The 26,301-nt window shown below is 65.2% G+C and carries 22 protein-coding genes; 11 read left to right on the top strand and 11 right to left on the bottom strand.

Annotated features, from left to right (window positions below; all coding sequences use genetic code 11):
* Positions 1-258 precede the first annotated feature (258 nt).
* The 5 genes from ACZ0AV_RS17730 (at position 259) to argE (ending at position 5,510) form a co-directional block, all read left to right on the top strand.
* Entirely contained in the window at positions 259-1,797 is a 1,539-nt protein-coding gene (locus ACZ0AV_RS17730) for a sensor domain-containing diguanylate cyclase (RefSeq protein ID WP_499152246.1), read from the top strand.
* Positions 1,798-1,940: 143 nt separating this feature from the next.
* Positions 1,941-3,242: a flavin-containing monooxygenase gene (locus ACZ0AV_RS17725; RefSeq protein WP_499152245.1), complete on the top strand. Its 1,302-nt coding sequence runs from the start codon at positions 1,941-1,943 to the stop codon at positions 3,240-3,242.
* Positions 3,242-3,667, top strand: a complete 426-nt coding sequence (locus tag ACZ0AV_RS17720; RefSeq protein WP_499152244.1) for a RidA family protein — start codon at positions 3,242-3,244, stop codon at positions 3,665-3,667. The genes ACZ0AV_RS17725 and ACZ0AV_RS17720 overlap by 1 nt, the downstream gene beginning before the upstream one ends.
* Positions 3,668-3,676: 9 nt before the next feature.
* Positions 3,677-4,354 carry a DUF1028 domain-containing protein gene (locus ACZ0AV_RS17715; RefSeq protein ID WP_499152243.1) on the top strand — a complete coding sequence of 226 codons (678 nt, stop codon included), beginning with the start codon at positions 3,677-3,679 and terminating at the stop codon, positions 4,352-4,354.
* A complete protein-coding gene (gene argE, locus ACZ0AV_RS17710) occupies positions 4,347-5,510 on the top strand; it encodes an acetylornithine deacetylase (protein WP_499152242.1) in 1,164 nt (387 codons plus the stop codon). Before ACZ0AV_RS17715 ends, argE begins: the two co-directional genes overlap by 8 nt.
* Before the next feature lie 69 nt (positions 5,511-5,579).
* On the opposite strand, the gene ACZ0AV_RS17705 is transcribed toward argE, so the two are convergent.
* Positions 5,580-6,515, bottom strand: coding sequence for a LysR family transcriptional regulator (locus ACZ0AV_RS17705; RefSeq protein WP_499152241.1), 936 nt, complete (start codon positions 6,513-6,515; stop codon positions 5,580-5,582).
* Positions 6,516-6,861: 346 nt separating this feature from the next.
* Here ACZ0AV_RS17705 and ACZ0AV_RS17700 point away from each other — a divergent pair, with 346 nt between their 5' ends.
* A complete protein-coding gene (locus tag ACZ0AV_RS17700; RefSeq protein ID WP_499152240.1) occupies positions 6,862-7,917 on the top strand; it encodes an ABC transporter substrate-binding protein in 1,056 nt (351 codons plus the stop codon).
* A gap of 56 nt (positions 7,918-7,973) precedes the next feature.
* On the opposite strand, the gene ACZ0AV_RS17695 is transcribed toward ACZ0AV_RS17700, so the two are convergent.
* The 4 genes from ACZ0AV_RS17695 to ACZ0AV_RS17680 all read right to left on the bottom strand — a co-directional run bounded on the left by ACZ0AV_RS17695 (position 7,974) and on the right by ACZ0AV_RS17680 (position 12,204).
* Positions 7,974-8,822 (bottom strand): ureidoglycolate lyase, encoded by an 849-nt coding sequence (locus tag ACZ0AV_RS17695; RefSeq protein WP_499152239.1) that lies wholly within the window; start codon positions 8,820-8,822, stop codon positions 7,974-7,976.
* Between the two features lie 28 nt (positions 8,823-8,850).
* Complete coding sequence (locus ACZ0AV_RS17690; protein ID WP_499152238.1) at positions 8,851-9,594, bottom strand: SDR family oxidoreductase; 744 nt, start codon at positions 9,592-9,594, stop codon at positions 8,851-8,853.
* Positions 9,591-10,985, bottom strand: coding sequence for an MFS transporter (locus ACZ0AV_RS17685; protein ID WP_499152237.1), 1,395 nt, complete (start codon positions 10,983-10,985; stop codon positions 9,591-9,593). Before ACZ0AV_RS17685 ends, ACZ0AV_RS17690 begins: the two co-directional genes overlap by 4 nt.
* Before the next feature lie 277 nt (positions 10,986-11,262).
* Complete coding sequence (locus ACZ0AV_RS17680; protein WP_499152236.1) at positions 11,263-12,204, bottom strand: LysR family transcriptional regulator; 942 nt, start codon at positions 12,202-12,204, stop codon at positions 11,263-11,265.
* A 114-nt stretch (positions 12,205-12,318) separates the two neighbouring features.
* Between ACZ0AV_RS17680 and ACZ0AV_RS17675 the strand changes: the two genes are divergently transcribed.
* Together ACZ0AV_RS17675 and ACZ0AV_RS17670 are read left to right on the top strand one after the other, a co-directional pair.
* Positions 12,319-13,497: a fumarylacetoacetate hydrolase family protein gene (locus ACZ0AV_RS17675; protein ID WP_499152235.1), complete on the top strand. Its 1,179-nt coding sequence runs from the start codon at positions 12,319-12,321 to the stop codon at positions 13,495-13,497.
* 62 nt (positions 13,498-13,559) lie between these two features.
* A complete protein-coding gene (locus ACZ0AV_RS17670) occupies positions 13,560-15,344 on the top strand; it encodes an IlvD/Edd family dehydratase (protein ID WP_499152234.1) in 1,785 nt (594 codons plus the stop codon).
* A gap of 73 nt (positions 15,345-15,417) precedes the next feature.
* Here ACZ0AV_RS17670 and ACZ0AV_RS17665 read toward each other — a convergent pair whose 3' ends face one another.
* Together ACZ0AV_RS17665 and ACZ0AV_RS17660 are read right to left on the bottom strand one after the other, a co-directional pair.
* Positions 15,418-16,830 (bottom strand): amino acid permease, encoded by a 1,413-nt coding sequence (locus tag ACZ0AV_RS17665; RefSeq protein ID WP_499152233.1) that lies wholly within the window; start codon positions 16,828-16,830, stop codon positions 15,418-15,420.
* A 709-nt stretch (positions 16,831-17,539) separates the two neighbouring features.
* Entirely contained in the window at positions 17,540-19,486 is a 1,947-nt protein-coding gene (locus ACZ0AV_RS17660; RefSeq protein WP_499152232.1) for a DNA topoisomerase III, read from the bottom strand.
* Positions 19,487-19,625: 139 nt separating this feature from the next.
* Between ACZ0AV_RS17660 and ACZ0AV_RS17655 the strand changes: the two genes are divergently transcribed.
* The 3 genes from ACZ0AV_RS17655 (at position 19,626) to dxs (ending at position 22,769) form a co-directional block, all read left to right on the top strand.
* Positions 19,626-19,868: an exodeoxyribonuclease VII small subunit gene (locus ACZ0AV_RS17655; RefSeq protein WP_499152231.1), complete on the top strand. Its 243-nt coding sequence runs from the start codon at positions 19,626-19,628 to the stop codon at positions 19,866-19,868.
* Positions 19,865-20,752, top strand: coding sequence for a (2E,6E)-farnesyl diphosphate synthase (gene ispA, locus ACZ0AV_RS17650; RefSeq protein ID WP_499152230.1), 888 nt, complete (start codon positions 19,865-19,867; stop codon positions 20,750-20,752). The genes ACZ0AV_RS17655 and ispA overlap by 4 nt, the downstream gene beginning before the upstream one ends.
* A gap of 121 nt (positions 20,753-20,873) precedes the next feature.
* On the top strand, positions 20,874-22,769 hold the full coding sequence (gene dxs, locus ACZ0AV_RS17645) for a 1-deoxy-D-xylulose-5-phosphate synthase (protein ID WP_499152229.1): 1,896 nt from the start codon (positions 20,874-20,876) through the stop codon (positions 22,767-22,769).
* Positions 22,770-23,079: 310 nt separating this feature from the next.
* Here the strand turns inward: dxs and ACZ0AV_RS17640 are convergent, their stop codons facing one another.
* The 4 genes from ACZ0AV_RS17640 to ribA all read right to left on the bottom strand — a co-directional run bounded on the left by ACZ0AV_RS17640 (position 23,080) and on the right by ribA (position 26,015).
* Positions 23,080-24,090, bottom strand: a complete 1,011-nt coding sequence (locus ACZ0AV_RS17640) for an AI-2E family transporter (protein WP_499152228.1) — start codon at positions 24,088-24,090, stop codon at positions 23,080-23,082.
* A gap of 97 nt (positions 24,091-24,187) precedes the next feature.
* A complete protein-coding gene (locus ACZ0AV_RS17635) occupies positions 24,188-24,985 on the bottom strand; it encodes a helical backbone metal receptor (RefSeq protein WP_499152227.1) in 798 nt (265 codons plus the stop codon).
* A complete protein-coding gene (locus ACZ0AV_RS17630; protein WP_499152226.1) occupies positions 24,985-25,401 on the bottom strand; it encodes an MFS transporter in 417 nt (138 codons plus the stop codon). The genes ACZ0AV_RS17635 and ACZ0AV_RS17630 overlap by 1 nt, the downstream gene beginning before the upstream one ends.
* Positions 25,398-26,015 (bottom strand): GTP cyclohydrolase II, encoded by a 618-nt coding sequence (ribA, locus tag ACZ0AV_RS17625; RefSeq protein WP_499152225.1) that lies wholly within the window; start codon positions 26,013-26,015, stop codon positions 25,398-25,400. The genes ACZ0AV_RS17630 and ribA overlap by 4 nt, the downstream gene beginning before the upstream one ends.
* Between the last annotated feature and the right edge of the window lie 286 nt (positions 26,016-26,301).

The following is a 26,301-nucleotide window of genomic DNA, read 5'->3' as shown; positions in this document are numbered from 1 at the left end:
GATTATACCGATGCGCCTGGCCAAGCGCCAATCTCGTGCGCGATGGGTGATAAGGCGGCGCGTGGCGGGCGGCCGCACAGGCCTTCACAGCGGCTGGTGCACCGCGCGGCAGATGCAGAGCATCAAGCGAATCGTTCATACTCTAGCCGCTTCGCTTTCCTGCCCGGCGGCTCGACACCGTCTGCCATTGCCCTACCTGCCGTATGGGCGGTGTCGTGCAGGCGACGAGACTACTCTTTCAGCCGAACTGTGCCCTCGATGAACCAACCCTCCAGAATCGGTCACCTCAGACGCCTGGTCGCGATCATGACCGGGGGGGTCTGTGCGGCGTTTCTGCTGTTGACCTACCTGCAGGTCGAATGGGACCGGCGCGAAGCGCTCAAGCAGCATGTCGACGATATGCAGAACCTGTCGACCGCGCTCACGCGGCAGGCCGAGTCGGCGCTCCGTGACGCCCATACGGTATTGGTCGGCATCCAGCGCAAGCTGGAGGTTTCCGGTTACGGCGCTGACAACCTGAACGAAGTGCTGGAAACCTCACGGGCGCAGTTGAAGGTGCTGCAGGATGTGGCCGGATTCACCATCACGGATGCCAATGGCGTCGCGGTGAACACCCGATCTGGAGCGACTCCAACCCCGACTTACCAGGTCAGTGACCGCGATTACTTCGTTTTTCATCGCAACCATAACGGCCGTGACCTGTTCATCGGCGCGCCTGTTCACAGCCGCGTGACGGGCGAGCCGGTGATTTCGCTGTCGCTGCGCCTCAACGACGCCAACGGCGAGTTCCGCGGCGTGGTGCTGGCGACGTTGCTGACCCAGCGTTTCGTGGATTTCTACCAGACCATCGACCTGGGTAGCGAGGGCGTCATCGGCATGGTGCACCGTGACGGCACTATCCTCGCGCGGTCCCGGACAACCCCTCACAGCGCCGAGGTCAATGTGTCGAAAAGCCCCGTGCTGCGCATGATCAACGAAGAAGGCGTGACGCGCGGCAGCATGGTGCTGCAGGCTATGACCGACGGCGTCCGGCGTATTTACGGCTTCGACTCCAGCGCCGATTATCCAATCATGATAGCGGCGGCGGTTTCCGAGCAGGAGGCCATGCAGGCCTGGCGAAACCGTGCGCTGCAAGCCTGGTCGCTGACCGGCGGCGTGCTGGTGATCGTCGCCTCGATGGCCTGGCTGATCTGGCGTGGCCTGGGTCGCCAGGGCAGGATGCAAGCGCGCCTGCAGGTAATGCACCGCAACCTGGCGCAGGCCAACCAGACCCTGGAAATCATGGCAGGCGAGGATGCACTCACCGGCCTGGCCAACCGACGTCGCCTGGATGAAGCCCTGCAGGCGGCTTTCGGCGGCGCCGCGGCCCAGGGCCAGGCGCTGTCGTTCGTGCTGCTGGATGTGGATTACTTCAAACACTACAACGACCGCTACGGCCACCCCGCCGGCGACGAGGCGCTGCGCCAGATCGCGACAGTGCTCAAGCGCCATGCCAGGCGCGGCGCCGACACCACGGCGCGCTATGGCGGTGAAGAGCTGGCACTGGTGCTGCCCGGGGCAGAATCGGTAGCAGCCCTGGCGGTAGCCGAGAGCATCCGCGCCGCAGTCGAAGCGCTGGCCATCCCCCACGAAGGCTCGCCGTGCGGCCTGCTCACCCTCAGCGCCGGGGTGGCCTCCTGCCTGCCGCGCCAGGCCACGTCGTCACCTGCCGCTCTGGTCGCGGCGGCGGATGTCGCCCTGTACGCCGCCAAGGCCGCGGGGCGCAACCGCGTGGCTGGGGGCGAGCAACGGGCCTGACCGGGCGGCTGACGTGCCCTTGACGGCAGTGCGCAGTTTTTTACTGGTCAACGACTACAAAAACGCTAATTTCGCTCTGCCCTTCCTCTGAACACAATGGCTGCAACGCAACAGCCCCCAGCCTCCTTCAGAGGGACATAGCAATGACTGTCGAGACAATCGAGATAGATACCCTGGTAGTTGGCGCCGGCCAGGCCGGGGTAGCGATGAGTGAACACCTGACCACCCTGGGTGTGCCGCACCTGGTGCTGGAGCGTGACCGCATCGCCGAGCGCTGGCGCACCATGCGCTGGGATTCGCTGGTGGCCAACGGCCCAGCCTGGCATGACCGCTTTCCCGGCCTGGTATTCGACATGGACGATGACGCCTTCCCCGCCAAGGAGCAGGTGGCGGCCTATTTCGAAGCCTACGCGCGCACCTTCAACGCACCGATCCGCACCGGCGTAGAGGTGAAAAAAGTCCGGCGCAACGCCAATCGCCCCGGTTTCAGCGTGGAGACCTCGCAGGGCATGATCCAGGCCAAGCGCGTGGTGGCCGCCACCGGGCCGTTCCAGCGCCCGGTGATCCCGGCCATCGCGCCAGAGGACGAGCGCCTCTTGCAGATCCATTCCGCCGACTACCGCAACCCGCAGCAACTGCCGGCTGGCGCGGTGCTGGTGATCGGCGCCGGCTCCTCGGGCACGCAGATCGCCGATGAGCTGATGCGCGCCGGCCGCAAGGTGTACCTGTCGGTGGGCGCCCACGACCGCCCGCCACGGGCTTACCGCAACCGCGACTTCTGCTGGTGGCTGGGCGTGCTGGGCGAGTGGGACCAGGAAACCCCCAAGGCCGGGCGCGAGCACGTGACCATCGCGGTCAGCGGCGCCAATGGCGGCAAGACCATCGACTTCCGCCGCCTGGCCCACGAGGGCATGACCCTGGTCGGCCTGACTCGCGCCTTCGAAGACGACGTGGTGCGCTTCGCCGATGACCTGGTCGACAACATCCGCCGCGGTGACGAGAACTACCTGGCACTGCTCGATGCCGCCGACGCCTACATTGCCCGTAATAGCCTGGAGCTGCCGGAAGAACCGGAAGCGCGCGACATTCCCGCCGACCCGCCGTGCATGACCGAGCCGCTACGCGAGCTGGACCTGATCGAGGCCGGCGTGACCTCGATCATCTGGGCGACCGGTTTCGCCACCGACTTCAGCTGGCTGGAGGCAGATACCTTCGACGCCAACGGCAAGCCGCAGCACCAGCGCGGCGTCTCTCGCGAACCAGGTATCTATTTCCTTGGCCTGCCGTGGCTGTCGCGCCGCGGCTCGTCGTTCATCTGGGGCGTGTGGCACGACGCCAAGCACGTCGCCGACCATATCGCCACGCAACGCACGTACACCGGTTACCGCGATGCCGCGCAGCGTCAGGCCGACGCTCCCACCATCCGCCTGCAGGGAGTCAAGTGATGCCCACTCATACCCGTATCCGCATGTTCAACACCCAGGACACCTACCCCAACCAGTCCCTGGACAATGACCTCTGCCAGGCCGTGCGCGCCGGCAACACGGTGTACGTGCGCGGCCAGGTCGGCACCGACTTCGACGGCAACCTGGTTGGCCTCGGCGACCCGCAGGCGCAGACCGAGCAGGCGATGAAGAACCTCAAGCAACTTCTGGAAGAAGCCGGCAGCGACCTCTCGCACATCGTCAAGACCACCACCTACATCATCGACCCGCGTTACCGCGAACCGGTGTACAAGGAAGTCGGCAAGTGGCTCAAGGGTGTGTTCCCGATCTCCACCGGGCTGGTGGTCTCCGCCCTCGGCCAGCCGCAGTGGCTGATGGAAATCGACGTGATCGCCGTGATCCCGGATGACTGGCAAGCCAAATAAGGAGGCCTCATGACCTTTTCCATCGTCGGGCGCTGCCCGGAAACCGGTCAGCTGGGCATCGCCATCAGCTCGTCGAGCATCGCCGTCGGCGCGCGCTGCCCCTGGCTGCGTGCCGGCGTGGGCGCGGTGGCCACGCAGAACGTCACCCTGCCCGCCCTCGGCCCGCAGATCCTCGACTTGCTGGAACAGCAGGCGCTCGCCCCGGACGCCGCGCTGCAGCGCGCCCTGGGCGCCAATGGCTGGAGCCAGTATCGCCAGGTTACGGTGATCGACAGCCAGGGCCGCACCGCACTGTTCAGTGGCAAGCAAGCGCTGGGGCTGTACAACGCAGTGGCCGGCGAGCAGTGCGTGGCGGCGGGTAATCTGCTGGCCAGCGAGGCCGTGATCCAAGCCATGGCCGAGGCGTTCGCAAGCGCCAGCGGGCAACTCGCGGACCGCCTGCTGGCGGCCATGCACGCGGCCATGGCGGCAGGCGGCGAAGCCGGCCCGGTGCACTCGGCGGCGCTCAAGGTGGTCGGCGACCTGATCTGGCCGATCATCGACCTGCGCGTCGACTGGGCCGACGAAGACCCCATCGGCCAACTGGATGGGCTGTGGCAAGCCTATCGCCCGCAGATGCAAGACTACCTGACCCGCGCCCTCGATCCCACGGCCGCACCAAGCTACGGAGTGCCGGGCAATGAATGAGCCCGGCAGCCGTGCCCTGCTCGAGCGGCTGATCGGCTTTGCCACGGTCAGCCGGGATTCCAACCTCGAGCTGATCGAATTCATCCGCGATTACCTGGCGGGCCTCGGCGTCGAAAGCGAGCTGTTCCATAACGCCGAAGGCACCAAGGCCAACCTGTTCGCCACCATCGGCCCGCGTGATCGGGGCGGCGTGGTGCTGTCCGGCCATACCGACGTGGTACCGGTGGACGGCCAGGCCTGGACCGTAGAGCCATTCCAACTGAGCGAACGCGACGGGCGCCTGTACGGCCGTGGTACCGCGGACATGAAGGGCTTCATCGCCTGCGTGCTGGCGGCGGTGCCAACCTTCCTGCGGCGCCCGCTGCAAGTGCCGGTGCACCTGGCGTTTTCCTACGACGAGGAAGTCGGCTGCCTCGGCGTGCGCTCGATGCTTGCCGAACTGCAGAAGCGCCCGCACAAACCGACCCTGTGCCTGATTGGCGAACCCACCGAACTCAAGCCGGTGCTCGGCCACAAAGGCAAGCTGGCGATGCGCTGTGACGTACACGGCGCCGCCTGCCATTCGGCCTACGCGCCTTACGGCGTGAACGCCATCGAATACGCGGCGCGGCTGATCGGCCACCTCGGCGACATCGGCGCGCGCCTGGCCCAGCCAGAACACCACGACGCCCGCTTCGACCCGCCCTTCTCCACCGTGCAGACCGGCCTGATCAAAGGCGGCCGCGCGTTGAACATCGTGCCGGCCGAATGCGCATTCGATTTCGAGGTACGCGCCCTGCCCGGTTTCGACGCCCAGCGTGTGGTGGATGAATTGCAGGCCTATGCCAGCGACCAGTTGCTGCCGAAGATGCACGCGGTCAGCGCCGACAGCGCCATTGCCCTGCAACCGCTGAGCGCCTACCCGGGCCTCGCCACCGCGCCTGATAGCGAGGCGGCGCTGCTGCTGGCCAGGCTTTGCGGCTCGAGCGACTTCGGTACCGTGGCCTTTGGCACCGAAGGCGGCCTGTTCGACGCCGTCGGCATTCCTACCGTAGTGTGCGGCCCCGGCAGCATGGACCAGGGCCACAAGCCCGACGAGTTCGTCAGTGTGGAGCAACTACAGGCGTGTGATGCGATGCTCGCGAGACTGGCGGATTACCTCTGCGATCCGAGCTGAGCATCAACGTAGCCTGGGTTGAGCATCGTGATACCCAGGGCATTTTCCGCGCGCTCGACCGGGGCTGCGTTAGCAATCGTCCTGTCGCGCGGTTTGCTCGCTCAGCTCACCCAACCGCTCGCGGCAAAAATCCACGAACAGCTGCGCCGGTTTGGTTAGCTGGCCGCGTTTGAGGCGGGCGGCCACCAGGCCGGAGGTGGCGACGGGCTCGCTGATGTCCACGGTGACCACGCGCTTGCCGTCGTAGGTGCATTCCGAATGCGGGCGGGTCACCAGCAGGGAGAAACCAAAGCCCTGGCCGACCATGCCCCGCACCATCTCGATCGACGGCGAGCTGAAGACGATATTCGGCGTCAGCCCCAGCTCGTGGAACAGGCTGACGAAGTAGGTGCGGCTCGGTTGCACGTCGAGCAGGATCATCGGTTCCAGGCACAGGTCGCGCAGGGAAACCTGGCCCTGGCTGGCGAAACGGTGCTGTTCGGGCAATAGCACGTAGGGCTTCTGCGGCGGCATCAGTGGCTCGGTGGCGATGGTGCCGTCGAGGTCGTGCTCGTAGAGAAATGCCAGGTCGAAGGAGCCGGCGGTCAGGCCCTGCACCAGCTCCTGCTGCTCGCCATCACGAATGCGGATGTCCACGCCCGGATAGCGCTCGCGAAAACCGGCGATCAGCTGCGGCAGGTACAGCGGCGCCACGGTTTCGAAGCAGCCGATGTCGATCTGCCCGGCAACGATGTCGTTGTCGGCCAGGGCGTTCTGCTCGAATTCACGGGCCATGCGCAACAGTTGCTGGGCCTTCTCGTAGAAGCGCGCGCCACTGGGCGTCAGCGACACACCCTGGGCATGGTGGCGGATGAACAGTTGCACACCAAAGCTCTCCTCCAGGCCTTTGATGGCCGTGGAGATGGACGGCTGGGCGATATACAGCTGCCGCGACGCCTCGGCCACGCTGCCCGCTTCCACCGTGGTGACGAAGTACTTGAGTTGCCTGAGGGTGTAGGAAGCCACGTGTCGATCTCACCGTGATGACTGCTAGGGTCTGTTGGCGTTTCACGCACGGCCGCGTTGAAACGTCAACAGACCCTAGCACCTTACTCCATGAAGGCGCTGTGGCAGGGCGTTGCCTTGCAAAGGTTTTTCGTAGGTCCCGAGCATATTTTTACTATTTTTCCTTCCCGCCGCACTGACGCACCATGGCCCTCACTCGAACAACAGCTGCCGCCCAGGCACAACCAGAACACGGGACGGCATCAAGACCGTCCCCCTGCTGACGCGTGGCACAACGCACAGCTTCGCCGCTTCGGCCCTACTGCCCCTGTTCTCACTACAACGAAAAAACAGCGAGGGAGTTTCCATGTTCAAGCACCTGCGTCCATCCATCCGCGCCGCCATCGGCCTGTCCATCCTGGCCGGCGCCAGCACATCGGCATTGGCAGATTCGTCGAAACTGACGGTGATTTCCTTCGGTGGCGCCACCAAGGTCGCGCAGACCGCCGCCTACTTCAAACCCTTCGAGCAGAGCGGCGCCGGCCAGATAATCGCTGGCGAGTACAACGGCGAGTTGTCCAAAGTCAAAGCCATGGTCGACGTTGGCCAGGTGACCTGGGACGTAGTCGAGCTGGAAAGCCCGGAACTGCAACGCGGCTGCGAAGAGGGCCTGTTCGAGCGCATCGACCCGGCCATTCTCGGCGACACCAGCCAGTACATTCCCGGCACCGTGAGCGAATGCGGCGTAGCGACCTACGTGTGGTCGATGGTGATGGCCTACAACGGCGACAAGCTGAAAACCGCCCCCACCTCCTGGGCCGATTTCTGGGACCTGGAGAAATTTCCCGGCAAGCGCGGCCTGCGCAAGAGCGCCAAGTACACCCTTGAAGCCGCCCTGCTGGCCGACGGCGTGAGCCGCGAAGAGCTGTACAAGGTGTTGAGCACGCCGGAAGGCGTCGACCGCGCCTTCAAGAAACTGGACGCCATCAAGGGCTCGATCCAGTGGTGGGAAGCCGGTGCCCAGCCGCCGCAGTGGCTGCTGGCCGGCGACGTGACCCTGTCCGCTGCCTACAACGGGCGCATCGGTGTGGCACAGAAGGAAGGCGCCAACCTGAAGATCTCCTGGAACGGCAGCCTGTACGACCCCGAGCACTGGGCCATCGTCAAGGGCAGCCCGAACAAGGCCCTGGCCGAACGTTTCATCCAGTTCGCCAGCCAGGCCGACACCCAGAAGGTGTTCTCCAGCCAGATCCCCTATGGCCCGGTGCACAAGCAGACCCTGCCGCAACTGCCCGCCGAGGTGCAGGCGCAACTGCCGACCGCCGAGGCCAACATGGCCGGCGCGCAACTGGTGAACGCCGAGTTCTGGATCGACCACGGCGAAGAGCTGGAGGAACGCTTCAACGGTTGGGCGGCGCGCTGATCAGCTAAACGCATGAACAAAACCGCGGGCCATGGCCCGCGTTTTTTGTCTTCGGCTCAGTCAGCCTGCACGGTGACCTGCTGCTGTTCACCCAGGCCGGCGATGCCCAGCTTGATGGTTTGCCCGGCGCGCAGGAACACCGGGGTGGGCTTGATGCCCAGGCCCACGCCGGGCGGCGTGCCGGTGGAGATCACGTCGCCCGGCTGCAGACTCATGCAGCGGCTCAGGTAGGCGATCAGTTGCGGCACGTTGAAGATCAGCGTGCGCGTGTTGCCGTGCTGGTAGCGGTGGCCGTCGACCTCCAACCACATGTCCAGCGCATGCGGGTCGGCAATTTCATCGCGGGTCACCAGCCATGGGCCGAGCGGGCCGAAGGTGTCGAAGCCCTTGCCCTTGTCCCAGCTGCCGCCACGCTCGAGCTGCCACTCGCGCTCGGACACGTCGTTGATCACGCAGTAGCCGGCGACGTGCTCCATGGCATTGGCTTCGTCGATGTAGCGCCCGCCCTTGCCGATCACCACGCCCAGTTCGACTTCCCAGTCGGTCTTGGTCGAGCCGCGGGGAATCTCGATGGCGTCGTTGGGGCCGCAGATGGCGCTGGTCCACTTGTTGAAGATGATCGGCTCCGCTGGCACATCCATACCCGACTCGGCGGCGTGGTCGGCGTAGTTGAGGCCGATGCACACGAACTTGCCGACCTGGCCGACGCAGGCGCCAATGCGCGGGTTGCCCGTCACGATTGGCAGGCTGCTCGGGTCGATCTGCGCCAGCGCGGCAAGGCCAGCCGGCGTCAGCACGTCGCCGGCGATATCCGCCACATGCCCGCAGAGGTCACGAATCTGGTTGTCGGCATCCAGCAGGCCTGGCTTCTCTGCGCCCTTGGCGCCGTAACGTAGCAGTTTCATGTTGGGTCCTCGTTCAGGTTCAAGACGATCAGATGCTCATGCCGCCATCGATCACGTGCAGCGCACCGGTGGTGTAGGAAGAGGCGTCGGAGCCAAGGTACAGCACCAGCCGGGCGATTTCCTCGGCGCTGCCGAGGCGCCCCATCGGCTGGCGGGCGACGAACTGGCCGTATACCTGCTGCTCCTCCACGCCCTGCAGCGCTGCCTGTCCGGCGATGCGCGCGCGCAACGAGGGAGAGTCCACGGTGCCCGGGCAGATGGCGTTGCAGCGAATGCCCTGAGCGACGTAGTCGACGGCCACCGATTTGGTCAAGCCGACCACCGCTGCCTTGCTGGCGGTGTAGGCGCAGCGGTTGGGCACGCCCTTGATGCTCGACGCCACCGAGGCCATGTTGATGATCGAGCCGCCGCCGCGAGCCAGCATGCCCGGCAAGGTGGCGCGAATCATCCGGTACATGGCGGTAACGTTGAGCTGCAGCGAGCGCTCCCAGGCGGCTTCGTCGCATTCCAGAATGCTGCCGGCATGCACGTAGCCCGCGCAGTTGAACAGCACGTCCACCGCGCCGACCTGTTCACTGAGGGCAGCGATGGCTTCGGTCGAGGTGACGTCCAGCTGCAGGGCCGTAAGATCCGGCACATCCTGCAGCGTACCGATGTTGATGTCGGTGGCGATCACCTCGGCGCCCGCGGCCGCGAAGGCCCGGGCGCTGGCCAGGCCGATGCCTTGGCCGGCGGCGGTGATCAGCACACGTTTACCGTGCATCTCGCTCATGCTTTCTCCAGGGTCAGGCTGCCGGTCGGCGTGGCGACCGGCGTGCGGGTGGGCGTACCGAGCATGCTGCGCGGGATGGCCATGATCAGAGCGCCGCTGACGAACAGGCAGGCAGCCAGCACATAGGTGCCGTTGTTGATGTCGCCGGTCATGGTTTCCGCCATGGCGGTGATCATCGAGCCGGTGAAGCCGGACAGGTTGCCGAACGAGTTGATGATGCCGATGCCGGCTGCCGCGGCGATGCCGGACAGCACGGTGCCCGGCAGCGTCCAGTAGATCGGCATCAGGCTGAGGATGCCGGAGGCGGCCACGCTCAGGAACAGCACCGACAGCACGATGTTGTGGGCGAAGTAGGCGCTGAGCATCAGGCCGACACCGCCGATGAAGGCCGGAATGGCGGCATGCAGACGGCGCTCGCCAGTGCGGTTGGAGTGCCGGGCGTTGAGCAGCATCGCCACTGCGGCCACGCCGTAGGGAATGGCGGTCAGCAGGCCGATGTGCAGGCTACTGCTGATACCGGCGCTCTTGATGATCGACGGCATCCAGAACGCCAGCCCGTAAAAGCCGGTGTTGAAGGTCAGGAGGATCAGCACCAGCAGCCACACCCGCGGGTTGAGAAAGGCTTCACTCAGGCGCGATGCCTTGCCGGTGTTGTCCTGCTGCAGGTTGGCCTTGAGCATGGCCTTCTCAGCCGCGGACAGCCACTTGGCCTTGTCGATGTTGTCGCACAGGTAGACGATCACCACGACCGCCATGACGATCGACGGCAGGCCTTCGATCAGCAGCATCCACTGCCAGCCAGACAGCCCGTGCACGCCCTGCATCGCAGTCATCAGCCAGCCCGAGAGCATGCCGCCGATGACCAGGCTGATCGGCAGCGCCAGCAGGAAGCCGGACATCACGCGGCTCTGCCGGTGGGTCGGGAACCAGTAATTGAGGTAGAGGATCACGCCCGGGAAGAAGCCGGCTTCGCAGATGCCCAACAAAAAACGCAGGCTGTAGAACATGGTGCTCGACTGGACGCCGAAGAACTGCGCCAGCGGCACGGTAAAGGCCACGGCCATCGACACCAGCGCCCAGGTGAACATGATGCGAGCGATCCAGAACCGCGCGCCGAGACGGTGCAGCAGCAGGTTGCTCGGCACTTCGAACAGGAAGTAGCCCCAGAAGAACATGCTCGCGCCCAGGGCGTAGACGGTGTTGCTGAATTGCAAGTCTTCGAGCATATCCAGCTTGGCGAAGCCGATATTGACGCGGTCCAGGTAGGCCGCCATGTAGCACAGCAGCAGGATGGGCAGAATGCGCAGGATGACCTTGCGGTAGGTGCGATCCTCGAAGGCGCTGTCGTGGTCGCGCGCCGGCGCGGCCGATGACTCGGTACGTGGTTGCATGGTGATGACCCTTGGGCATGCGGGCATGCCTGATTGTTTTTATTGAATGGGCTTCGCCGGGCGGCACCTGGCGACACTGCAGTTACAACGGGTGAGCTCCTTGACGGATGAAGGACCAACCCGGCAGGCGGCGGTGCGCCTGAGGGCGCAGCGCCGTGCCGGGCTCGACGGCCGGGGCGCTTGCCCGACCGCGGTGGCGATGGCCGGTAATCTATGCCGCGGATCGATTCAATCCCAATGGCATTTGCTGATTAATCGATAACGTTGCGTTATCGAATCAGTCACGCTCGCGCTGCGCATTGGCGAGCAGGATGTCGGCGAATTCCCGGGCCGGGCCCAGCAGCTGATCGCCCTTGCGGGTCAGAATCCCGTAGTCCTGGGGCATCAGGTAGAACGGCGTGTCGAGCTTCTTCAGCAGGCCGCTTTCCAGGTGCTCCACCACCATGGCCTCGGGCAACATGCCGATCATCGGCCCGCCCTGCAGCACCTTGAGAAAGGTCTGCATGGAGATGGTGTCGATGGTGTTGCGCGGCACCGCCACCTGCGCCTTGGCGAACACCTCTTCCATGCGCCCGCGGATCGGCGTGCCCTTGGGATAGAGAATCCACGGCCAGTCGATCAGTTCCTGCAGGGTGATCGGCCCGGCCTGACAAAGCGGGTGGCGGCTATTGACCACGATGCAGAACGGCTCCGGCGCCAACGGCTGAAAGTCATAGCGCTGCTGCTGGCCCTGCTCGGTGAAGCGGCCGATGGCCAGATCCAGGTTGCGCTCCTCGAGCATTTCCATCAGGTGGTCGCTGGTCTGCTCGACCACCTCGATGGCCAGCAGTGGCCAGCGCTGCTTGATCTGCACGATGGCCTCGGGCAGCGCCACCGCCGTGGCAGCGAAGATGCCACCAACCTTGAGGTGGCCGTGGCCGCCGGCACTGAGGTTGTTGATCTGTTCGACGAAGGTGCGGGCCTCGTTCAAGGCGAGGTGGGCGTAACGCAGCACCTGTGCGCCCAGCGGCGTGGGTTGCATGCTGCGCGGCAGGCGCTCGAACACGGCGAAGCCGAGCAGGCTCTCGATCTCCTTGAGCATCTTGCTCAGCGCCGGCTGGCTGAGGTTCATCTGTTGCGCCGCCAGGTGCATGTTGCGGGTGCGGCCCAGGGTGTCGAGGAGCGTCAGGTGGCGGAATTTCAGCCAGTTGCAAAAGCTCGAGAACGACAGATCCGACATGGGCAGCTCCAGCGATTCAATAACGCCAGGTTATTGATAATTGAAAATATGCCATTGGAGTTTATCTACATCGCCGCCTAGCGTGCAGCTTTCACGCATCCAGGATTCATCGTCATGTCGATCCGCCTTACCCCCGAAAACACCCTGCCCGCCGACGCGGCCACGGCCACGCTGATCGGCCGCGCCTGGATTCCTGGAGCCGTCGCTGGCCCTTCGCCCATCGTGCTGCGCGCAGACGGTGTGTTCGACCTGTCGGCCCGCTTCGCCACCCTCAGCCAACTGCTGGAGCTCGACGCGCCGCTTCAAGTCGTGCGCGACACACCCGGCATCTTCGTCGGCAGCATCGAGGCGTTACTGGCCAACACCGGCGTCCACGCCGACCCGAGCCAGCCTTATCTGCTGGCGCCAGCAGACCTGCAGGTGATCAAGGCCGCCGGAGTGACCTTCGCCGCCAGCATGATCGAACGGGTAATCGAGGAAAAAGCCGCCGGCGACGCCGCCAAGGCGCAGAGCGTACGGGCCATCGTGCGCGAGGCCATCGGCGACAACCTGCGCGCCATGCAGCCCGGCTCGCCCCAGGCGATGCACCTCAAGGAACTGCTGATCGAGCAGAACATGTGGTCGCAGTACCTGGAAGTGGGCATTGGCCCCGATGCGGAGATCTTCACCAAGGCGCCGATTCTGGCCGCGGTGGGCAGCGCCAGCGAGATCGGCATTCACCCGATTTCGCAGTGGAACAACCCGGAGCCGGAAGTGGTGCTGGCGGTCAACAGCCGCGGGCAGATCCACGGTGCCACGCTGGGTAACGACGTCAACCTGCGCGACGTGGAAGGCCGCAGCGCCCTGTTGCTCAGCAAGGCCAAGGACAACAACGCCTCTTGCGCCATCGGCCCGTTCGTTCGCCTGTTCGACGAACACTTCGACCTCGACAGCGTACGCACCTGCGTGGTCGAGCTGCACGTTGAAGGCACCGACGGCTACCGGCTCACCGGATCCAGCTCGATGGACCAGATCAGCCGCGACCCACAGAACCTGGCGGCCCAGACGCTCAATGCCTCCCACCAGTACCCCGACGGTTTCATGCTGTTTCTCGGCACCCTGTTCGCGCCCACCGAAGACCGCGATCACCCCGGCAGCGGCTTCACCCACAAGATCGGCGACCGCGTGAGCATCAGCAGCCCGCGCCTGGGCGCCCTGCACAACCAGGTGACCACCAGCGACAAGGCCGCCCCCTGGACCTTTGGCGTGATGGCGCTGATCGACAACCTCGCCGCCCGCGGCTTGCTGGGCTAGTCATCGCCCCGAGCCGATATCCCAGCGCGACGCGATTCATTCAAGAACAAGAGAAACGAATCATGACCGACCCCAAACGCCCCCTGCGCAGCCAGCAGTGGTTCGATGATCCCGACCATGCCGACATGACCGCCATCTACGTCGAGCGCTACATGAACTACGGGCTGACCCGCGCCGAGCTGCAGTCGGGCCGGCCGATCATCGGCATCGCCCAGACCGGTAGCGACCTGACGCCCTGCAACCGCCACCACCTGGAGCTTGCCCAGCGGGTCAAGGCCGGCATCCGCGATGCGGGCGGCATCCCCATGGAATTTCCGGTGCACCCGATCGCCGAGCAGAGCCGCCGGCCCACCGCCGCGCTGGATCGCAACCTGGCGTACCTCGGGCTGGTGGAAATCCTCCATGGCTACCCGCTCGACGGCGTGGTGCTGACCACCGGCTGTGACAAGACCACGCCGGCCTGCCTGATGGCCGCCGCCACCACCGACCTGCCGGCTATCGTGCTGTCCGGCGGGCCGATGCTCGACGGCCACCACAAGGGCGAGCTGATCGGTTCGGGTACCGTGCTCTGGCACGCGCGTAAGCTGATGGCGGCTGGCGAGATCGACTACGAAGGCTTCATGGAAATGACCACCGCCGCCTCGCCGTCGGTGGGCCATTGCAACACCATGGGCACGGCGCTTTCGATGAACGCCCTGGCCGAAGCGCTGGGCATGTCGCTGACCGGTTGCGCCAGCATTCCTGCGCCTTACCGGGAGCGCGGGCAGATGGCCTACGCCACCGGCAAGCGCATCTGCGAACTGGTCATGCAGGACGTGCGCCCCTCGCAGATCATGACCCGTCCGGCCTTCGAGAACGCCATTGCGGTGGCGTCGGCACTCGGCGCATCGAGCAACTGCCCGCCACACCTGATCGCCATCGCCCGGCACATGGGCATCGAGCTGAGCCTCGAAGACTGGCAACGCATCGGCGAGAGCGTGCCGCTGTTGGTCAACTGCATGCCGGCCGGCAAGTACCTGGGCGAAGGCTTTCACCACGCCGGCGGTGTGCCGGCGGTGATGCACGAGCTACAGAAGGCCGGGCGCCTGCACGAAGACTGCATGACGGTCAGCGGCCGCCGCATCGGCGAGATCGTCGCAGGCAAAGTGACCGGCAATCGTGAGGTGATCCTGCCCTACGACGAGCCACTCAAGCACAGCGCCGGTTTCATCGTGCTCAGCGGCAACTTCTTCGATAGCGCGATCATGAAGATGTCGGTGGTCGGCGAAGCCTTCCGCAAGACCTACCTGGCCGAACCCGGCAAGGAAAACAGCTTCGAGGCGCGGGCCATCGTCTTCGAGGGCCCGGAGGATTACCACGCGCGCATCAACGACCCGGCGCTGGATATCGACGAGCGCTGCATTCTGGTGGTGCGCGGCGCCGGGCCAGTGGGTTATCCGGGCAGCGCCGAGGTGGTCAACATGGACCCGCCAGCAGCGCTGATAAAACAGGGTGTGGTCTCCCTGCCGTGCCTGGGCGATGGCCGGCAGAGCGGCACCTCGGCCAGCCCGTCGATTCTCAACATGTCGCCGGAAGCGGCGGTGGGCGGCGGCCTGGCGCTGCTGCAGACCAACGACGTGCTGCGCGTCGACCTCAACACCCGCTCGGTCAACCTGCTGATCGACGACGAGGAAATGCAGCGTCGCCGCGCCGCCTGGAAGCCGAGCTACCCCGCCTCGCAAACGCCGTGGCAGGAACTGTACCGCCAACTGGTCGGCCAGCTCTCCACCGGCGGCTGCCTGGAACCGGCCACCCTGCACATGCGCATCATCGCGCGCAGCGGCGGCATGCCGCGTCATTCCCACTGAAGACCTGTTGGCCGACATGAAAAAGGGGTGCACCTTCCCAGGTGCGCCCCTTTTTTCGTTCACACCGAGGTGGTCAGTGCGCGAGCTTCCTGGCGGCGCGCAGGTGCACCATCACACCCAGGGCCACGACCACGGCCGCGGCCGCGCCGGTGGAGATGACCAGGACCTGATACTCCTCGACGAACGCCATGGTCACCAGGCAGCCGACGATGAATACGATCACCAGGTAGGTCAGCCAGGGGAACAGCCACATTTTCAGGCGGATGTCCTGGCCTTCGGCTTCCAGTTTGCGGCGCATCTTCAGCTGCGAGAAGGCGATCACCAGGTACACCAGCAAGGCGATCATGCCGGTGGTGTTCATCAGCGTGTCGAGCACATCTTTCGGGCGCAGGGTTTCGCTGAAGTTGATCAGCGCCACGAAGATGGCCACCGAGCAGGAGGCGATGATCGCGAACACCGGCACGCCGGTGCCCGAGCGGGTGATCTTCAGGAAACGTGGCGCATCACCCCGGGTGGACAGCGAGAACAGCATGCGCGACGCGGTGTAGTGCGCCGAGATCATGCAACTGCTCACCGAGGTCAGCACCACGAAGTTCATCACCAGCTCGGCATACGGAATGCCCAGCAGCTCCAGGGTACGGCGGTAGGAGCCGTAGCCGGACTGCGCCATCAGCGGGTCGTTCCACGGCACCAGGCAGACGATCAGGAAGATCGAGCCGATGTAGAACAGGCATACGCGCCAGACCACCGAGTTGGTCGCCTTGACGATCTGGGTCGACGGGTCCTTGGCTTCCGAGGCGGCGATGGTGACGATTTCCGCACCGAGAAAGGCGAACATCACCCCGAGGATGGCCACCACCACGGCCTGCATGCCGTTGGGCATGAAGCCCTGGGCGGTCAGGTTGCTGAAGCCGCGCGTCTCGCCGGTGGGCCACAGGCTGAGCACCGCCATGCTGCACACCACCAGGAAGCAGATGATCGCCACCACCTTGATCAGCGCGAACCAGAATTCGAACTCCCCGTAATGTTTGACGTTGAAGAAGTTGATGCTGATCAGCAGCAGCGTGGTGGCCAGCACGAAGACGTTGACGCTGACTTCAGGGAACCAGCCATGCAGGATGGTACCGGCGACATAGGCCTCCCACGCCATGAGAATCACCCAGAACCACCAGTACAGCCAGCCGATGGTGAAGCCGGCCCAGCGGCCGATGGCCCGCTCGGCGTAGGTGGAAAAGGAGCCGGTGTCGGGCGACGACGTGGCCATCTCGCCGAGCATACGCATGATCAGCACCACCAGGATGCCGCCCGCCAGGTAGGCCAGTACCGCTGCCGGCCCGGCGCTGTGGATCACGCTGCCGGAGCCGACGAACAACGCGCCACCGATCACGCCGGCGATCGACATCATGGTGAGGTGCCGGGGCTTCAATGATGCACTGAGCTTGCTCTCGTGCTCCTGCTTTGCCTGTTCGGCTGATACCGCATCCATAGAAGGACTACCTCTTGTTGATTTTGCTGGAAACAGCCAAGCGGACCGCCCTGCCCGGCAACGATGCGACGGCAGGTTGGCCACAGGCTTGGCTGTGGTGATCGCTTTCCATGTGAGCGTTTGCGGATCCGGCGCGCCGGTCTCGGGCAACTGTTCCTTGCCGAAATCCATCCGGTTGAATCAGAGAACGGCCCGCCTCACTTGCGTGACGTGCTGAGCCATTACTGCAGCGGTATCACCGGGCAACCCCGGCACACCGGCCTTGAATGTTCGTTTTACTCCACAACCAGCTTGAATCCAGGCCCATTGCATGGCGGTTTTCACCAGCGAAACTGGCGCCACCAGAACACGGCAAGCCTTAAAGACAGTGATGAACAGCAATAAATCCGCACCCGAAAGGCAAATGAAACCCGTTCGTTAAATTCAACGGGGCCGGATGGTAACGGAAAATTTACATTTTGGAATACTCTGCTCGTGCGACGAACAGATGCGTGGCACCGCGAGCATTGGTCTGCCGATGCCAGAGCACGGCCGAGCTGTACGGGTGGATAACGTTTCATCCGCTTCACCCATCCACCGCTCTCCCAGTACCGCAATGGTGGACAAAAAGAGCGTTGTCCACCCTACGAGCTGCCTGGCGATGGCAGCGGGAGATACGGACAGAGCAGTAGGATGGGTCGGGCCGCGTAGGTGAAACCCATCAATGGCCTTACTTCGACTTCGCCCTTGCGGCGCCAGCGCCTGCGCGTTTGGCCGGCGCGCCTTTGCGCGGAGCGCCCTTGCGCTTGCCCTTCCACGCCGGTTTACCGGCTGGCGGAGGGCCACTGATGGTCAGTTGCAGCCCCCGGCAGCGTTCGATCTGCCTGGCCATCCAGGCCGACTGTTTGGCAACGAACTCCTCGAGCGGCATTTCGCCGCTCTGCACCATGTCCAGCGCCTGCTCCCAGATCGCCGTGGTCCCGGGGTCGGCAATCGCCCGCGGCACCGCATCGATAAGGCCGAATGCCGCCGAGGTGGCAGCCAGCGCCTTGCCCTGCTTGGTCAGGTAACCGCGGTCGAGCAGCCCCTGGATGATGCCGGCACGGGTGGCTTCGGTACCGATGCCGGTGGTGTCCTTGAGCTTCTGCTTGAGGCGTGGGTCTTCAACGAGCCGCGCCACGTTCTTCATGGCCTGGATAAGGTCGCCTTCGGTGAACGGCTTGGGCGGTTGAGTGAATTGATCCTTGAGCGTCACCTCGCGCACCGCGCACTGCTGCCCCTCGTGCAGCGATGGCAACGCTTGCGGCGCCGGCGCTTCGCGGCCCTTGGCAGGTGCCAGGGCTTCAGGCAGCGCGCGCTTCCAGCCAGGCTCGACGATCTGCTTGCCGACCGCACGCAGGCCATGGCCAGCGCAGTCGAAATCGGCCTGGGTCCGGTCGTATTCGTGGTTGGGCAGAAACTGCGCCAGGTAGCGCGCGCGGATCAACTCGTAAACCGCGCGCGGGCGGCCACTCAAACGCGCCAGCCCGCCGGCGGCCAGGGTCGGAATGATGCCGTGGTGCGCGCTGACCTTGGCATCGTTCCAGGCCCGCGAGCGGCGCCCGGCCTGCGCATGTGCGAGCACGTCACGCAGGGCCGGGTCGGCCTGCCCCAGCGCCGCGAGGATGGCCGGCGCCTCGCCGTGCTGGCTCACCGGCAGGTAGCCGCAGTCGCTGCGCGGGTAGGTGATCAGCTTGTCGCTCTCGTAGAGTTTCTGGGCAATATCCAGGGTTTCCTGGGCGCCCAGGCCGAGCTTCTTCGAGCACACCTGCTGCAGGGTGCCGAGGTCGAAGAGCAGCGGCGGCGCCTCGCGCATGCGCTCGGTTTTCAACTGCTGCAACCGCGCGTGCTCGGCGCCCTGCATGGCGTCAGCCGCCCGCTGGGCGACGGCCTGACGCAGGCAGCGGCCTTGCTCGTCGCAATCGCCCTGCGGCGCGCGCCACTGAGCGGTGAACGGCGTACCGTTGCCATCGAGCGTCACGTCGATGGCCCAGAACGGCACCGGCACGAAATCGGCGATGCTGCGGTCACGATCCACCACCAGACGCAGGGTCGGCGTCTGCACGCGGCCGACCGGCAGCACGCCCTGGTAGCCGGACTTGCGCCCCAGCAGGGTGAACAGACGGCTCATGTTCATGCCGATCAACCAGTCGGCCCGCGAGCGCCCTAGCGCTGATTGATAGAGGTTGTAGGTGCTGGCGCCGGGCTTGAGCGCGGCCAGCGCCTTGCGGATCGAGGCGTCGTCCAGGGCCGACAGCCACAGGCGCTGGACGGGCCCGCGATAGCGGCAGTGGTCGAGCAGCTCGCGGGCGATCATCTCGCCCTCACGGTCGGCGTCAGTGGCGATCACCAACTCGGCCGCTTCGCCCAGCAGCCGCTTGACCGCCTTGAACTGCGCGGCGGTCTTGGGCTTGACGCGCATTTTCCACTGCTGCGGCACGATCGGCAGGTCGTCCAGCACCCAGCGTTTGTAGCGCGCGTCGTAGGCATCGGGCGGCGCGGTTTCCAGCAGGTGACCAATGCACCAGGTGACCGTCACCCCGTTACCCAGCCAGCAGCCGTCACCACGCCGCGTGGCACCGAGCACGCTGGCGATATCCTTGGCTTGGGACGGCTTTTCGCAGAGAAACAGACGCATGGGGCAGCAACACCGTGGAATCGACAGCCTCCAGATTACTGTATATCCATACAATTCGCCTATGCCGTCGTCGATTGCCCGCGGCCCGGCGCTCTGCTAGTGTCCCGCCGAACCGCGAACCCGCCTGAGACCTGCTGCCATGGCCCGTAAGAAAGCCGCGCTCGATTTCGAGCAATCCCTCACCGACCTGCAAACCATCGTCGAGCGCCTGGAAAACGGCGAGCTGTCACTGGAGGAGTCGCTGAGCGCCTTCGAGCAGGGCATCCGCCTGACCCGCGATTGCCAGGCCTCCCTGACCCAGGCCGAGCAGAAAGTACAGATTCTCCTGGAGCGCGACGGCGAGCTGGAAGCGGCGCCGTTCGACACGGAAGAACCGCTATGATCGCCGCCTACCAGGCCCGCTGCCAGCAGCAGGTCGATGCGGCCCTGGAACCGCTGTTCGCGGCGCCGCGCGTGGAGCTCGAGCGCCTTTACGCGGCCATGCGCTACAGCGTTTTCAACGGCGGCAAACGCATTCGCCCCCTGCTCGCCTACGCTGCCTGCGAAGCCCTCGGCGGCGCGGCGCAGCAGGCCGATGGCGCGGCCTGTGCAGTGGAACTGATTCACGCCTATTCCCTGGTGCACGACGACCTGCCGGCCATGGACGATGACGACCTGCGCCGCGGCCAGCCCACCACCCACAAGGCGTTCGACGAAGCCACCGCGATTCTCGCCGGCGATGGCCTGCAAAGCCTGGCATTCGCCGTGCTCGCCAGCGACCGGTGCAACCCGCAAAGCGCAGACGTGCGCCTGAGCATGTTCAGCGTGCTGGCCGATGCCGCAGGCCCCGCCGGCATGGTTGGCGGCCAGGCCATCGATCTCGGTTCGGTCGGCCAGCAGTTGCAGCAGCCGGCGCTGGAAGTCATGCACCGCCACAAGACCGGCGCGCTGATCGAGGCCAGCGTGCGCCTTGGCGCCCTGGCCAGCGGCCGCGCCGACGAACGTGCCCTGGTGGCGCTGAGCACCTATGCCCGCGCCGTCGGTCTGGCCTTTCAGGTGCAGGACGACATCCTCGACGTGGAGAGCGATACGGCCACCCTCGGCAAGACCCAGGGCAAGGACCAGGCCAACGACAAGCCCACCTACCCGGCACTGCTCGGCCTGGAGGCGGCGCGGCACTACGCCTTCGAGCTGCGCGACCAGGCGCTGCATGCGCTACGCCCGTTCGATCATGCCGCCGAGCCGCTGCGCGAACTGGCGCGTTATATCGTCGACAGGCGCAACTGACCCCCGCCTTCGCTGTCTCATTTGCACGCCACTGCGGCGATCCGCCCCTGCCCTCCTTGGGCGCGGATAGCCGCATCAGGTAGACTGCTTCATTCCTTGAATTCTTATAACGACTCGCCTGATGCCGACGACCTTCCACGAGATTCCCCGCGAACGCCCGTTGACGCCGCTACTCGACCGCGCCAACACGCCGGATGAACTGCGCCGCCTCGGCGAGGCCGAGCTGGAGACGCTGGCTGACGAACTGCGCCAGTACCTGCTCTACACGGTCGGCCAGACCGGCGGGCACTTCGGCGCAGGTCTTGGGGTGGTGGAGCTGACCCTCGCGCTGCACTACGTCTTCGACACGCCCGACGACCGCCTGGTATGGGACGTCGGCCATCAGGCCTATCCGCACAAGATTCTCACCGGCCGTCGCGAGCGCATGAGCACGCTGCGCCAGAAGGACGGCATCGCCGCCTTCCCGCGCCGCTCGGAAAGCGAGTACGACACCTTTGGCGTCGGCCATTCCAGCACCTCGATCAGCGCCGCACTGGGCATGGCCATCGCCGCCCAGCGCCAGGGCAGCAAACGCAAATCGGTGGCGGTGATCGGCGACGGCGCCCTGACCGCCGGCATGGCCTTCGAAGCGCTCAACCACGCGGCTGACGTGAAGGCCAACATGCTGGTGGTGCTCAACGACAACGACATGTCGATCTCCAAGAACGTTGGCGGCCTGTCCAACTACCTGGCCAAGATTCTCTCCAGCCGCACCTACGCCAACGTGCGCGAGGGCAGCAAGAAAGTGCTGTCCAAGCTGCCCGGCGCCTGGGAAATAGCCCGCAAGACCGAAGAGCACGCCAAGGGCATGCTGGTCTCGGGCACCATGTTCGAAGAGCTGGGCTGGAACTACATCGGCCCCATCGACGGCCACGACCTGCCGACCCTGCTGGCCACCCTGCGCAACATGCGCGATCTGGAGGGCCTGCAGTTCCTCCATGTGGTCACCAAGAAGGGCAAGGGTTTCGCACCGGCCGAAGTCGACCCAATCGTCTACCACGCGATCTCCAAGCTGGAGCCGATCAATGCGCCGGCCAAGGTGAAGAAGCCGTCCGGCCCGAAATACTCCAGCGTGTTCGGCCAGTGGCTGTGCGAAATGGCCGCCCATGACGAACGCCTGATGGCCATCACCCCGGCGATGAAGGAAGGCTCCGATCTGATCGCGTTCAGCGAACGCCACCCGGATCGCTACTTCGACGTGGCCATCGCCGAGCAGCATGCCGTCACGCTGGCAGCCGGCATGGCCTGCGAAGGCGCCAAGCCGGTGGTGGCGATCTACTCGACCTTCCTGCAGCGCGCCTATGATCAGTTGATCCACGACGTCGCGGTGCAGAACCTCGACGTGCTGTTCGCCATCGACCGCGCCGGCCTGGTCGGTGAAGACGGCCCGACTCACGCAGGCAGCTTCGACCTGTCTTACCTGCGCTGCGTGCCCGGCATGCTGATCATGACGCCGAGTGACGAGAACGAACTGCACCACATGCTCACCACCGGTTACCAGTTCACGGGCCCGGCGGCGGTGCGCTACCCGCGTGGCAGCGGCCCGAACGCCGCTATTGACCGCGAGCTGACGCCACTGCCGATCGGCAAGGGCGTAATCCGCCGTCAGGGTCAGGGCGTTGCCCTGCTGGTGTTCGGCGTACAGCTGGCCGAGGCCCTGCGCGTCGGCGAAACGCTGAACGCTACCGTGGTCGACATGCGTTTCGTCAAACCGCTGGACGAAGCACTGGTCAGCGACCTGGCGGGCAGTCATGAGCTGCTGGTGACCATCGAGGAAAACAGCGTGATGGGCGGCGCCGGCAGCGCCGTCAGCGAATTCCTCGCCAGGAGCGGCACACTCCAGCCAATGCTGCACCTCGGCCTGCCCGACAGCTACGTCGAACACGCCCGTCCCGAGCAGATGCTGGCCGAATGCGGCCTGGACGAAGCCGGGATTGAAGCAGCCATCCGCAAGCGACTTGGACGGCAGCCAGCCTAGATAGCAAAATCGGCAGATGGTAATTGAACCCGGGATAGCTTCCCGGGTTTCGCTTCGCTCTACCCAGGCTACGAAACGCGAGAGCCTTAGTGGCTTCTGTGGCCTGGGCCACGCCTCAACGCCCCATAAAACCATTCAACGCCGCTTTCGAGGCATGCCCTCTCGCTACGGTCCGCTAGCGAGTACCCCGCCTATACCCAACTCTGGCGCTTCTGCCCGTAGCCTGGGTTGAGCGAAGCGATACCCAGGTTTTGCCCACAGGCGCCATCGCGCCCCACCGTCGGCACAGAGCGCACAAGGCTCCAGGTCCTCAGACCCAGCCCTGGGCCTTGAGCTCGCTTTTCAGGTAGGCGTAATAGACCGGCGCGGCGACCAGGCCGGCGATCCCGAACGCGGCCTCGAACACCAGCATCACCAGCAACAGCTCCCAGGCGCGAGCCTTGATCTGGCCACCGACGATACGTGCGTTGAGAAAGTACTCGACCTTGTGGATCAGGATCAGGTAGGCCAGCGCCCCAAGGGCCACCCAGATCGACAGCGACAGGCCGACGATGAAGATCGCGGTGTTGGAAATCAGGTTGCCGACCACCGGCAACAGGCCGGCCACGAAGGTAATCAGGATCAGCGTCTTGGTTAGCGGCAGGTGCACATCGAAGAGCGGCAACACGCCCATCAGGAAGATGCCGGTAAAGGTGGTGTTGAGCAGCGAGATCTTGATCTGCGCGAAGACGATGTTGCGAAACGCCTCGACGAAGCGTTGCACGCGGATCAGTAACGCGCCGGCCAGGGGTTTGAGCTGATCCGGCTCGGGCACATTCTGCAAGGCGATAACCGCGCCGAGAATCATGCCGATCAGGATAGTGACGAACATGTGCACAGCGCCCTTGCCGAGCAGCTGCAGCTCGCTGATGTGGCCGCGCAGCCAGTCGTGCAGGGCGATGCGGATATCGTCCACATTGGCAGGCAGGTAGGCCACCAGCGCTTCCGGCAACTGGTCACGCGCGCGGTCGATCACCCCGAGCAATTTGCCCATCAGCCGCCCCGGGTTGTTCAACTCATGCATCACCAGGGAAAAACCGCCGGCGAATACCAGGCCCAGCACGCCGATCACCAGTACGCTGAGCAGGCCGACCGCCAGCAGCCGACCCAGATGCCCGGCGAACAGGCGCTGCATGGGGCGCGCCAGACGGTTGACCAGCTCGAACACCAGCAACCCGGCCAACAGGCTCGGCAGCAGTTTCAGCGGGAACACCAGCAGGAGTGCGGCACCAACGATCAATGCGCTGGCGGGGGAAAACCAGGGGGAGACAGGGGCTTTCATAACATCTGCAACAATCGGAAAGGCGCCCAATCTGCCAGTTGCCAGCGTGCTTTACCAGTATCTTCACACGGGTGCCGCGCCAGCGGTGATAGCGCCATCATCGCGCGGGCGCCATTAGCTGGCAGAGTTTGCTGATCGCCTCGAGCATCTGAAAACTGGGCCGCTCCAGGCCGTTGTCGGGCAACACCAGCAATTGCTTGCGCTGCACCGCCGTGAGCTGCGGCCAGCGGTGCCAGGCCTGAACTTGCCGGGTATCGCCTGCGATGATCACCGCAGGGTCGCGCTGCAGCACAGCCTCGACACTGACCTGCGGCGCGGGCAGCTTCAACTCGGCAAACACATTGCGCGCCCCACAGACCTGCAGCGCGTCGCTGATGATCTGCCCGCCACCAACGGTGTACAGCGGCGCATCCCACACCTGGTAGAACACCGGCAATGGTCGCGCACGGCGATAGCGCTCACGCAAGCTGGCCAGCCCGCCAACGAAACGGTCGTGCAGGCGCTGCCCCTGCGGTGTGCGCCCCAGCCGCTCGCCGACCTGCACGAACTGCTGGGCCAGCTCATCCAGCGAACGAGGCTCCAGCACCAACAGTGAAACGCCGAAGGTTTCCAGCTGCGCTCGCTGAGCAGCTCCGACACTGCCTGGCCAGAGCAGCAGCAGATCCGGTTGCAGGGCCAGCAGGGTCTCCATGTCGAGTTGGCCATAGCGGCCCACGGAAGGCAGATGCGCCAATGCCGCAGGCCGCTCGCCCCCGTCGAGCACGCCGACCAACTGGTCGGCGGCGCCCAGCTCGACGACGATTTCACTCAACGATGGCGCCAGGCTGACCACCCGCTCTGCCGCTGACAGCGCCCCGGCGTGCAACACCCACAACGCCAGCAGAACGCGCAGCATCAGCTCAGTTGCCGGGGGATTCGATAGAGGTAGAACACCACCACGCTGGCCAGCGCAAGCAACACCAGCGGCACCGCTTCCAATCCGCCGAACACCGCCAGGGCGGCGATCCAGGCCGGCAGCCCGGCACCGAGCAGCGCAGTGCGGCGGCGCTCGGCCAGGGCCAGCCAGGCGGCAGGTTCGTCAGCCGTGTTCAGCGCTTTGGCGGTAGCGAACAGCGCCCGCTTGTACCCACCGAACAGCGGCAGACTGACGAACAAGGACGCCAGTCCCGCCACGAACAGCGGCATCGCCAGGACGCCCGGTTGGCGCCCGCCACCAAAAACAAAATTGATCAGTAACAGCGGGGCCAGGGTCAGTGCCAGTTGCCGCCACCAGAGCAGGGCCAACCGGCGCTTGACCGCGGCCCGGGTCAAGGCCGCTCGACCTCGCCCTGGTGCAGCTTGCCGAGCATGTGGCCAAGCTTGCCGGCCTTGGTAGCCAGGTACTTGCTGTTATGCGGGTTGTGGCCCAGTTGCAGCGGCACGCGATTGGCGACCGGAATGCCCATGTCGCCCAGCGCCTTGACCTTGCGCGGGTTGTTGGTCATCAGCTTGAGCGAGGAAATCCCCAGGTGCTGCAGCATCGGCAAGCAGATGGCGTAGTCGCGCATGTCTGCACCGAAACCCAGGCGCTCATTGGCTTCGACGGTGTCGGCACCAGCATCCTGCAACTCGTACGCACGGATCTTGTTGAGCAACCCGATGCCGCGGCCTTCCTGACGCAGGTAGAGCAGCACGCCGCGGCCTTCCTCGGCGATCGCGCGTAGCGCGCCCTCGAGCTGGAAACCGCAATCGCAGCGCAGGCTGAACAACGCATCGCCGGTCAGGCATTCGGAATGCAGGCGCCCCAGCACCGGCTCGCCATCAGCCACGTTGCCGAAGGTCAGAGCGACATGCTCCTTGCCGGTGGCCTCCTCAAGAAAGCCATGCATGGTAAACACGCCGAACGGGGTCGGCAGTTGGGAGGCGGCGACGAACACGACGGGCACCGAATGCTCCTGGTATGGGAAAGGATGCGAATATGCGATGGGTGATAGTGTAACCCGCAAAATGCACGGGCCACACCTTTCGCGTAGGCGCGTCGCCCCCGGCGAGAATGATTGCGGCCTTACCGCACCATCGGCGCCGTGCCCACCATTCGCCGCGGGGTCGCGGCTCCCACAAAAAGCCCCGCCCACCCCGCAAAATGCGCGGGCCACACGCCCCGCGTAGGCGCGTCGCCCCCGGCGCGAATGATTGCGGCCTTACCGCACTATCGGCGCCGTGCCCACCAAT

The sequence above is a fragment of the Pseudomonas sp. AC532 genome, from assembly GCF_979258965.1.
The sequence above is the reverse complement of the archived record's forward strand: the minus strand, read 5'-3'. Positions and strand labels throughout refer to the sequence as shown.